Source organism: Sutterella sp. (assembly GCF_030539355.1).
Lineage (GTDB): Bacteria > Pseudomonadota > Gammaproteobacteria > Burkholderiales > Burkholderiaceae_F > Sutterella.
In genome coordinates, this window is record NZ_JAUNSF010000105.1 from 1 (window position 1) to 10538 (window position 10538).

The 10538-nt window shown below is 63.1% G+C and carries 7 protein-coding genes; 6 read left to right on the top strand and 1 reads right to left on the bottom strand.

Features of this window, described 5'->3' with window-relative positions:
• The first annotated feature begins 206 nt into the window (after window positions 1-206).
• From Q4F91_RS11425 to Q4F91_RS11450, 6 genes are all read left to right on the top strand, one after another.
• Complete coding sequence (locus Q4F91_RS11425; RefSeq protein WP_303337816.1) at window positions 207-758, top strand: hypothetical protein; 552 nt, start codon at window positions 207-209, stop codon at window positions 756-758.
• Window positions 759-1043: 285 nt separating this feature from the next.
• Window positions 1044-2495: an MFS transporter gene (locus Q4F91_RS11430; protein WP_303337818.1), complete on the top strand. Its 1452-nt coding sequence runs from the start codon at window positions 1044-1046 to the stop codon at window positions 2493-2495.
• 284 nt (window positions 2496-2779) lie between these two features.
• A complete protein-coding gene (locus tag Q4F91_RS11435; RefSeq protein WP_303337820.1) occupies window positions 2780-5089 on the top strand; it encodes an inorganic phosphate transporter in 2310 nt (769 codons plus the stop codon).
• Between the two features lie 158 nt (window positions 5090-5247).
• The gene (locus Q4F91_RS11440; RefSeq protein ID WP_303337822.1) at window positions 5248-5964 is read left to right on the top strand and encodes a gamma-glutamyl-gamma-aminobutyrate hydrolase family protein; all 717 of its coding nucleotides are present in this window, start codon (window positions 5248-5250) and stop codon (window positions 5962-5964) included.
• A 247-nt stretch (window positions 5965-6211) separates the two neighbouring features.
• The gene (locus Q4F91_RS11445) at window positions 6212-7408 is read left to right on the top strand and encodes a hypothetical protein (RefSeq protein ID WP_303337824.1); all 1197 of its coding nucleotides are present in this window, start codon (window positions 6212-6214) and stop codon (window positions 7406-7408) included.
• 127 nt (window positions 7409-7535) lie between these two features.
• On the top strand, window positions 7536-8711 hold the full coding sequence (locus Q4F91_RS11450; RefSeq protein WP_303337827.1) for an amidohydrolase: 1176 nt from the start codon (window positions 7536-7538) through the stop codon (window positions 8709-8711).
• Window positions 8712-8829: 118 nt separating this feature from the next.
• Here Q4F91_RS11450 and Q4F91_RS11455 read toward each other — a convergent pair whose 3' ends face one another.
• Window positions 8830-9672 carry a hypothetical protein gene (locus Q4F91_RS11455; protein WP_303337829.1) on the bottom strand — a complete coding sequence of 281 codons (843 nt, stop codon included), beginning with the start codon at window positions 9670-9672 and terminating at the stop codon, window positions 8830-8832.
• Between the last annotated feature and the right edge of the window lie 866 nt (window positions 9673-10538).

Here is a 10538-nt window from a genome sequence, read left to right on the forward strand (position 1 = left end):
AAAATCTGTGGAGAAGCAGGAAATTTTATCAACTCGTACTTTCGGCAGGTTCTGCTCGGGCAATGAGTTGCGTTATTCTTTACAGGTTGGAACGGACGGCGTCACGTCTCCGTGTTTCAGGCACGGGACGGCTCAGGAGGAACGCCGCTGCGGCTTCCGGCGACGGCCGCTTTCAGGAACGGCCGGATGCAGTCGTTGAGTTGAAGATGAACACAAAGCACACACTGATCCTTCCCGTGACGGCGGCCTTTGCGGCGGCTCTGATCGCGGGATGCGCGTTCCAGACGGAGCCCGCGAGGCTCTCGGCCCGCACGGCCGATCCGGACGGCATGCTCTCGGGGCTTCCCGCGAGAGGGGAGACGGTGTGCCTCGCCGCCGCGAGCGAGGAGCGCAGCTCGCTCGAGCTCGCCGTGCGCCGCGCGCTCGCCGACCGCGGCTACCGCGTGAGCTTCCTCGCGCCCGAGGAGGAGCCGAACCCGAAGCGCTGCCGCTTCTTCGTCACGATGACCGCCTCGCGCATGAGCAATCCGAGCGACCTGCCGAGCGAGATCACGCTCGACTACCGCGACCTCTACAACGGCGAGACGCAGCGCGCCAACTGGCGCCGTGATTCGCGCGCCGCCGAGGCTCGCGCCGCCGTGAAGTCGGGCAACGACGTCGTCAAGAGCTTCGAGAGCCCGCTCCTCACCCCGGGCTACGCCGACTTCGAGCTCACCGTGCGCAATCTCGTCGACCAGCTTTTCCCGCAGACGCGCTGAGAGAAAACCTTCCCCGTGCGACAGAACGGCTGTCACTTCATGCCGGGCTCATCCTTCGGGATGTATCTAAATCGGCCCTCCGAGGGGTAGCATTGTCTTCGGACGGCGCGCCTTGCACCGCACCTGCGGTTCGGACGATCCGGACCGTCCCTCAGGAAAAGTCTCCCAGAATTGATCTGAAGCGGATCGCCCGTCCGGGCGACTCGCTTTTCTGCGTGCCCGCAGCAACTCCCGCGGCAAGACGGGAGGGGCGGGCGCCCACCGAAGTGAAGAAGGACCTCCCCCATGTCCGAGCAGAAAGAAAACCTCACCGAGAACACCCCCGCGCCGGCGCCGGAACCCTCCCCGGAGGAGAAGCGCGCGGCCGAGGAGGCCGCGAGGCGTGCCCGCAGCGAGCATGACGGCAAGTGGGAGGAGCCTCATGAGCTCGACTTCTCGAAGAAGGGCCGCTCGCACCCCGAGCAGAAGGTGAAGGAGGCGATCGAGGGGCTCGATCCCGAGGAATCCGAGCAGCAGAAGGAGATTCTCGGGAACTGGAAGACGACGCTCGCGATTCTCACCGCCGCCTCGGTGCTGATGAGTCTGAGCTACACGATGCTCATCCCGTTCCTGCCGATGTACCTGCTCACGGAGCTCCACGTGAGCAACGAGGACGTGAACCTCTGGTCGGGCCTCGTCTTCTCGTGCTCCTTCATCGTCTCGGGCGTCATGGCGCCGATCTGGGGCGCGATGGCCGACAAGCGCAGCAAGAAGCTGATGGCCGTGCGCGCGGCGATCCTGCTCTCGGTGAGCTACGGGCTCTCGGGCCTCGTGCAGAACGAGTGGCAGCTCCTCGGCGTGCGCATGTTCCAGGGCTTCGCCTCCGGTCTCTGGCCCGCCTGTCTCGCGATCATCTCCTCCTCGGTCCCGAAGACCCGTCTCGGCCTCTCGATGGGCACGATGCAGTCGGGCATGACCGCGGGCGGCGTGATCGGCCCGCTCTTCGGCGGCATCTTGGCCGAGATGTTCGGCATGCGCGCGACCTTCTTCCTCGGCGCAGCCGCGCTCTTCATCATCACGCTCATGATCATCTTCAAGATCAAGGAGCCCGTGAAGAAGAAGGTGGCGAAGAACGCTGCCCCGCGCCCGAAGACCAATCTCCTCAAGGTGCCCGTGGTGCAGCGCATGCTCATCACCGCGGGCGTCGTGCAGCTCACGATCCTTCTGCTGCAGCCGGTGCTCCCGATGTACGTGGGCGAGCTGCAGGGCAGTATGGACCGCATCGTCTTCGTCTCCGGCCTCCTCTTCTCGGTGGTCGGCATCTCGGGCGTGATCGCCTCGCCCCTCTGGGGCATCGCCGGCCAGAAGTGGGGCTACCGCCCGGCGCTCTACCTCGCGCTTCTGGGCTCGGGCATCTTCGCGATGATCCAGGCCATCCCCGACACGCTGATCCCCTTCGGCATCTGGCGCTTCATCGGCGGCCTCACGTTCGCCGGTATCTTCCCGGCCATCAACGCGGTGCTCACGAACTCCACGGGCCCCGAGGACCGCGGCCGCATCTTCGGCCTCTCCTACGCGGCGCAGCAGATCGGCAGCGTGATCGGCCCGATCCTGGGCGGCGTCATCGCCATGTACTTCGGCATCAAGGTGGTGGTCTTCCTCACGGGCTTCCTCCTCATCCCCATGGTGGTGTGGCTCTACCTCAAGCGCCCGGACGTCGATCCCTGCACGAAGGGCGTCGCGAAGAAGATTCACTGAGGAAACAATTTCGAGGTTTCGCCGGACCCGTGCGGCGTCACATGGGCACGGGAGAAAAGCCGCGGCGCGCCCAAATGGCGCGGATCCGCGGTTTTTCCATTGGGGGAAATACTCCGCTAGGCGTAATTGCCTACCCGTCCTACGGGCTCTAAAATTGAAAGTCTCTACCCAACAGAAAGCGCCCCGGCGGGGCCGCTTCCCGCCTGGGCCGCGCCGGACTCCGAACCCGTGAGGGGTCCCCTGCGGAAGGGAAGACGGTCAACGAGAGGGCGAAGAGCAGAAAAGTGGAAATCTTTCTCTATATCGTCCTGGCACTGCTGGCGGCCCTCGCCTGCTGTGACCTCTTCGTCGGCGTGTCCAACGACGCCGTCAACTTCCTCAACTCTGCCGTGGGCTCCCGCACGGCGCCCTTTTGGGTGATTCTCGCCGTGGCGAGCGCGGGCGTCCTTCTCGGCGCAACCTTCAGCTCGGGAATGATGGAGATTGCGAAGACCGGCGTCTTCGTCCCCGAGATGCTCACCTTCCACGATGTGATGGTGATCTTCTGCGCAGTCATCGTGACCGACGTGCTGCTGCTCAACACCTTCAACTCGCTCGGGCTCCCGACGTCGACCACCGTGTCGATCGTCTTCGAGCTCCTCGGCGGCACGCTCGCCGTGGCCTGCTGGAAGATCTGGTCCACCGGGGCTCCGATGACGGAGATCGGCCAGTACGTCAACTCGGCAAAAGCGCTCGCGATGATCATGGGCATCCTCGTGAGCGTGATCGTGGCCTTCTTCTCGGGCCTCGTCGTGCAGTACGTCCTGCGACTGATCTTCACCTTCCAGTACCAGCGCATCTACCGCTGGCTGGGCGGCATCTACGGCTCGGTCTGCCTCACCGCGATCCTCTACTTCCTCGTCATGAAGGGCGCCAAGGGCGCGAGCTTCATGCAGCCCGAGTGGATCGACTGGATCGACGCGAACACGGGTGCGATCCTCGTCTTCCTTTTCCTCTTCTGGTTCGCGGTCTTCCAGGCGGCGATCAGCTTCCTCAAGCTCAACATCTTCCCCTTCATCATCCTGTCGGGCACCTTCGCGCTCGCCTTCGCCTTCGCGGGCAACGACCTCGTGAACTTCGTGGGCGTGCCGATCGCGGCGCTTGACAGCTTCAACATCTTCGTCGCGACGCCGGGCGCCGATCCGTCCACGATGACGATGGGTGCGCTGCGCGAGGTGAAGACCACCCCGACCATCCTGCTCGCGCTCTCGGGCATCGTGATGTGCCTCACGCTCTGGTTCTCGAAGAAGGCCCACCGCGTCATCCGCACGTCGGTGAACCTCTCCTCCTCGAGCCGCGGCGGCAAGGAGCAGTTCGGTTCGTCGCTCCCGGCCCGCATCATGGTCCGCAGCTCGCTGCGCATGAACAAGGTGATCCACCAGATCATCCCGAAGTCAGTCTTCGCCGCGCTTGACACGCGCTTCGTGAAGCCCAAGGTGAAGCCCGGCGAGATCGAGCTCCCGTTCGACGAGCTGCGCGCGAGCGTGAACCTCGTCCTCGCGGCGGCGCTCATCGCCTCGGCGACGAGCATGAAGCTCCCGCTCTCGACCACCTACGTCACCTTCATGGTCGCGATGGGCTCCTCGCTCTCCGACCGCGCGTGGGATCGCGAGAGTGCCGTCTACCGCATCTCGGGCGTGCTCACCGTCATCTCCGGCTGGTTCCTCACGGCCTTCTCGGCCGCGACCGCCTGCGGCTTCGTCGCGAGCGTGATGTCCCTCTGGGAGGAGCCCATCATCCTGGTCGGCATGATCACGGCGCTCGCCGTCATCATCCGCACGAACTTCTTCTCGAAGGACGACGACGAGAAGGATCAGGAGGAGGAGACCCGCAGGGTTGACCGCGGCGACCAGAGCTCGATCTGCGAGCTCATGACAAAGAGCGTGGGCAACTACCTCGACCGCACGCTCACGTACTTTGCCGAGGGTCTTGAGGCGTTCCTGCGCGAGGATCATCAGGAACTCGCCCGCGTCAGGGACGACTCGATCGTGCTCATGGAGGAGATCTCCGCGAGACGCTCCGAGTACTACAGCATGGCCGTCCAGGGCGGCGGCAGGAAGCGTGACCGCGACGCGAGAAACTTCTACTACCGCGCGTTCACGAACATGAAGGAGGTGAGCCACTCGTTGCGTGACCAGATGGGTGTGGCGGACAACTACGTCGCCAACAGCCACTCGCCCTTCACCGGCAGGATGCGCGACAGCATCATCCTGCTCGCCAAGGAGTTCCAGCGCCTGCGCACCCAGTTCTCGCCGCAGGACTGCACGCGCATCCTCGGTCTCATCGAGGAGGCTCAGGCGAACTTCCTCGTGCAGATCGGCGAGGAGCACATTTCGCTGCGCAAGAGCGAGCTCTACCTCGGGTTCCTGCTCTTCGCCCGCGAGGTCCTGAACCGCTTCATGATGGTGAAGCTCCTGCAGACGGAGCTTGAGACCGAGACGGCGAAGACCGCGGCCGAGGACGCCGAGCGTCAGCGCGCCGTCGAGGCGGCCCTCGCCGAGGGCAAGGCAGTGGAGTTCCCGAAAAAGGACGAACCGCCTACGCAGAAGGCCTGATTCGAGGGAGTGATCTGAATCCCTAGAATCGATCGGGTCGGGAAACCCCTCGCCGGGGTCCCGGCCCTTTCTTTTTGTCTTTCTCAATCTGCCCCGCGCGGACCTTTCCCGGTCGCTTCCACCGCACCTTCCAGGCAGTGCATGGAGTTTTTTCGATCATGAAGCCCCTCATCGGCGTCACGCCTGACGTCAAGCCCACTGAATACATCGGCGTCCGCGACCAGTACATGCATTCGATCACCCTCGCGGGCGGCATTCCCGTGATGCTCCCGATCTCCGCGCCCGAGGAGGACCTCGAGGAAATCGTCTCGAGGCTCGACGGGCTGCTTCTCACGGGCGGCGCGGACATTGATCCCGCGCTCTACGGCGCGGAGAAGTCCCCGGCCTGCGGCGAGCCGCGCCCCGAGCGCGACCGCATGGAGATGGCGATTCTGCGCGCCGCAGTGAAGGTGAAGCTGCCGACGCTCGGCATCTGCCGCGGCTGCCAGGTTCTGAACGTCTTCTACGGCGGCGACCTCGTGCAGGACATCGAGAGCGAGCTCGGCGTGCCGAACACGGTCCACCACCAGGAGGCCGACTACCGCGTCGTCACGCACGACATCGTGGTGGAGCCGGGGTCGCTCCTCGCCGAGATCGGCGGCACGGACGACATTCACGTCAACAGCAAGCACCACCAGTGCGTGAAGACTCTCGGCAAGGGACTGCGCCTCGGCGGGCGGTCCAAGAACGACGGGATCATCGAGTCCTTCGACGACCCGGCGCATCCCTTCATGCTCGCCGTGCAGTGGCACCCCGAGATGCTCTCGGCGGAGCGCCCCGAGGCGCTTGCGCTATTCAAGGCGCTCGTCGAGGCGGCCAAGCGCTGCGGCGCCTGAAAGTGCCTCTCAACGCCATGACGTGACACTAGGGAGAAGCGATTACGCCGAAGGCCTTTGATCAGTGAACGTCAAGAATTCCGCGCGGACCTGAGGTTTTTCCTCAGGTCCGTTTGCTTCCCGCGTTCCTAGAATGCAGGCCATACGGAGAAGTCTGTCTTCTTCTGACGGGCGTGCGCTTTTAATTCCTACACCAAGCATTCCCGAAACCAACACCTCCTTTGGAGCATTACCCCAAATGAACCCAATGGTCTACAACTTTATCTCCGCCCTGGTGGCGTGCCTGCTCATCATCCTCGTCGGTGAGTGGCTCTCCAAGCTCACAAAGGGCTGGGTCCCGTCGGTCTTCATCTCGGCCGTCCTCATTCTGCTCGGCTACTGGACGATCTTCCCGCCGACGCTCGTCGCCGACGCGAAGATTCTCGGCATCGGCTCGACCACCGCGATTTTCCTGCTGATCGCCCACATGGGCACGCTCTTCAGCCTGAAGCGCCTGATGGACCAGTGGAAGACGATTCTGATCTGCCTTGCCGGTCTCACCGGCATGGTCGGCCTCTGCTGGGTCCTCTGCCCGTTCTTCATGGACAAGAGCTTCGTGATCTCGGGTCTGCCGCCGCTCACGGGCGGCATCGTCGCCGCGACGATGATGCAGAAGGCCGCCGCTGACGCCGGCCTCAAGGAAGCCGCGATCTTCGCGATCTCCATGTACTGCATCCAGGGCTTCGCCGGCTATCCGCTCACCGCGATCTGCCTGAAGCGCGAGTCGAAGAGGCTCCTCAAGCAGTTCCGCGCCGGCCAGGAAAGCGCTGAGGGCGCTGACGCCGCCCGCATCATGGCCGAGGCGATGGCTCTCCCTGAGAACGCCAAGGCGGGCCCGCTCGCCACGCCCGCTTCCTGGAACACCCCGTTCTTCGTGCTCCTGAAGCTCTGCCTCGTCGCCTGGTTCGCCTTCGTGATCGGCGTCCTCACCGGTGTGTCCGGCGCGATCTGGGCCCTGATCTTCGGCGTTGTGTTCTGCCGCCTCGGCTTCCTCGAGAGCGACATCCTCTCGAAGACCGGCTCCAAGGACTTCCTCTTCCTCACGCTGATCATGTTCGTGTACTCGGGCCTCTCCGACTGCACGCCTGAGCTCCTCTTCGGCCTCATCGGCCCGATGCTCATCATGATCGTGATCGGTCTCGTCGGCATGGCGATCCTCGGCTGCATCGTCGGCAGGATCCTCAAGGTCTCGCCCTACCTCGGCTTCGCGAACTGCCTCACCGCCCTCTACGGCTTCCCGTTCGACGCCATCATGACCGAGCGCATCTGCCACGAGGAGAGCGAGAACAAGGCTGAGTTCGACTTCCTGATGAGCCGTCTCTTCCCGTCGATGATCGTGGGCGGCTTCGTCACCGTCACGATCACGTCGGTTGTGCTCGCCGGCATCTTCGTCAAGCTCCTCTGATCCGGACCTGACGGAAAGGCGTAACCTTTCACAACACCACGCAGACGAAAGGCGCGGCGCATCCTTCCGACCCGAAGCGGGTCCGGAGGCTGCGCCTTTCGTCATTTAAGAAGAAAGGACATTCCAAATGACTTTGCAGGATCTCATGGCGAAGTACGGCGACTACCAGATTGAAATGCGCCGTTATTTCCACCAGCACCCCGAGGAGAGCACGAAGGAGGTGAAGACCGCCGAGCGCATCCGCGCGGAGCTCGATCAGATGGGCATTCCCTGGCGCGTCTGCGGCATGCCGACCGGCACGCTCGCCCGCATCGAGGGAAAGGAGCCCGGCCGCACGATCATGCTGCGCGGCGACATCGACGCGCTCTCGGTGACCGAGGAGACGGGTCTTCCCTTCGCGAGCTGCAACCCCGGCGTGATGCACGCCTGTGGCCACGACTGCCACATCTCGATGCTGCTCACCGCTGCGAAGATGCTCTCCGAAATCAAGGATCAGCTCAAGGGCACCGTCGTTCTCTGCTTCCAGCCCGCCGAGGAGATCGGCCGCGGCGCCGACGCCATGGTGAAGGACGGCGCGCTCGAGGGCGTTGACGCCTGCTTCGGCATGCACGTCTGGGCCGATGTGAAGGCCGGCCAGGTCGGCATGCACAAGGGCGCCACGATGGCGAGCGCCGACCAGTTCACGATCCGCGTCCACGGCTTCTCCGGCCACGGCTCCGCCCCGCACCAGACGGTCGACGCCGCCGTGATGGCGAGTTCGATCGTGATGAACCTGCAGACGATGGTCTCGCGCGAGTACGCCCCGATCGACACCGCCGTCGTGACGGTGGGCAAGATCGTCGCCGGCACGCGCTTCAACGTCATCGCGGGCGAAGCCGTGCTTGAGGGCACGACCCGCACCTTCAGCCCGAAGATCCGCAATGGGTACCACGAGGTGCTCGGCCGCATCGCGAGCAACACTGCCGCTGCCTTCCGCGGCACGGCCGAGGTCGAGTACAACTACCTCGTGCCTATCACGATCAACGATTCCAAGATGATCGACGTCGCCGCCGGCGCCGGCAGGAAGATCTTCGGCGACGACGGTGTGGTCGACTGTGAGCCCACGATGGGCGGCGAGGACTTCGCGTACTACCAGGAGAAGATCCCGGGCGCGATGGTGCTCCTCGGCATCAACAACCCGGAGTGCAAGGCGACTTACCCGCAGCACCACGGCCGCTATACCGTCGACGAGAGCGTGCTCATCAAGGGCGCGGCGCTTCACGTGCAGACGGCGCTCGACTTCCTCGGCGTTGAGCTTCACTGATCACTGAAGTGTGAATGCAGAAACGGCCGCATGAACGGGCGGCCGCCTGTGAAGAATGATCCCCGACATCCCCAGGGTGCCGGGGATTCATTTTGGCCGCTCCTCAGCGGTTGGACGGTCAGAAGTCGCCGATGCCGGAGCCGAAGGAGTCCGATCCGAAGGAGTCGAAGCCCGAGGAGAAGGAGTCCGTGCCGAAGGAATCGGTGCCGAAGGTGTCCGTGGAGCCGATCGACGTGGAGGACATCGAGTCGAAGGGGTCGTAGCGCATGCTCTCCGGATCCGACCAGGCGATCGGGTCCGGCTCATAGCGAATGCTCATCGGGTCATCGACGCTCATGGAGTCGTACGTCATGCTGGCGGGATCGGCCGGATTCATGGAATCGCCGATGCCGGTGTTCAGCGGGTCGCCGAGCGATGAACCGGACGAGATCCCCGTTGAGCCGTCATACATCATGCTCATGGGATCGTTCGGATCCATCGAGTCACGGAGGCCTGAGTGGTACATCACTGATGTCGGGTCATACGGGTTCATCGAATCGCCGGTGACCGGGTCCAGGGCGCTTCCGGAGCCGATGCTTCCTGCGGCGCTGCCAGAGCTCTCGGAGGCATGAAGGGCCCCGGCGAGGACCGCGCCGGTGACGGCCACGGCCGCAGGGACGGCGAGGCCGGATCGCTCTCTGCCTCCGGGAGCCGCATCGGAGAGCGTGCGGTTCACCGCAGATGAGCCGGCGGACGAGGAGGCCGCGGCCGACCGGGGAGCGCTCGGGGAGAGTGTTCCCGTGTAGTCGTGCTCCTCCGGGAAGTAGTAGGTGTTCTCCTCAAGCCTGCGGGCGCTGTCGCGGTTGCTCTCGACCGCTCTGCGGATCAGGCTTCCGACGCCGATGAGGACCGCCAGACCGATCACTGCGCAGGCGAAGGGGAAGCCGGGATTGGCGAGGGTGTAGTTGATGCTGCCGGTCATGGTGGGGAGCCTCGGAGAGAAGAGAGACCTGATGGGGAGGTCTTTTCAGTGAGCATAGACCATCGTGCGTCGAAATTGAACGCAGATCTCAGACCGGAAGGGAAATGTGCAATTTTTAGGTAATCCAAAAAGTCGGAGTTGCGGGAATGATCCTTGTTTATGAGTCACCTGGGCCGGCAGCAGGGGCGGGTCAGCGGAAGTGTCCGCTTTGGGTGGCAGTCAGGGGCATGGTTTCTGCACTGGGAACGCCGTGCCCGGCAACGGCGGGTTCATGAGAAGTTTTGTTGCAACTTGCAGGAGCGGTGAGCTGTTTTCTGACGTGTGTCAAATTGGATCTTCCTGACTGTTGCGAACGGAAATGACAAAGCAGATGTCGCGGCCGTGAGACCTGAGGCTTGCGAAAAACCCTCTCTCGGGGAGGGCGAACTGGACGTGGGTGAGCAGGGGTCGGACAGTTGCTCAGGGGAGTCATGTCGGAAGTCGGATGATTTGAGGCCAGTTCCTTCAGTTTCATGGAAAAAAATTGATTGGCAGAGAAAATCATTGTCGTTCATTTCCGGAATTTCTGGTGCTGTAAACATTCGTCATTGAACGACAGGTAATTTATCCAATTTGATTTATATGTAACCCTCCTGCGTCGTCTTGACAATAACATACACTGATAAAAGTGTCTCTACATTGCAACGTCGTTCAAAGTTCTCAACCATCCTGTTATACAAGGAATTTCGTCGGTTACATTTTGTAATAAACAGGGGTTCTGTGATTGACAGAAAGGCGGGGGGGGGGTATGATTCAATTTGGTGCAGTACATTTACTGCACCTGATGAATCTGTCAGAAATTCCCCGGGCAGGAGAATCCGGGCGGT

Bases quoted from the DNA above. Each gene is read 5' to 3' on its own strand.
- Q4F91_RS11425 (WP_303337816.1), top strand. From the start codon at position 207: ATGAACACAAAGCACACACTGATCCTTCCCGTGACGGCGGCCTTTGCG.
- Q4F91_RS11430 (WP_303337818.1), top strand. From the start codon at position 1,044: ATGTCCGAGCAGAAAGAAAACCTCACCGAGAACACCCCCGCGCCGGCG.
- Q4F91_RS11440 (WP_303337822.1), top strand. From the start codon at position 5,248: ATGAAGCCCCTCATCGGCGTCACGCCTGACGTCAAGCCCACTGAATAC.
- Q4F91_RS11445 (WP_303337824.1), top strand. From the start codon at position 6,212: ATGGTCTACAACTTTATCTCCGCCCTGGTGGCGTGCCTGCTCATCATC.
- Q4F91_RS11450 (WP_303337827.1), top strand. From the start codon at position 7,536: ATGACTTTGCAGGATCTCATGGCGAAGTACGGCGACTACCAGATTGAA.
- Q4F91_RS11455 (WP_303337829.1), bottom strand. From the start codon at position 9,672: ATGACCGGCAGCATCAACTACACCCTCGCCAATCCCGGCTTCCCCTTC.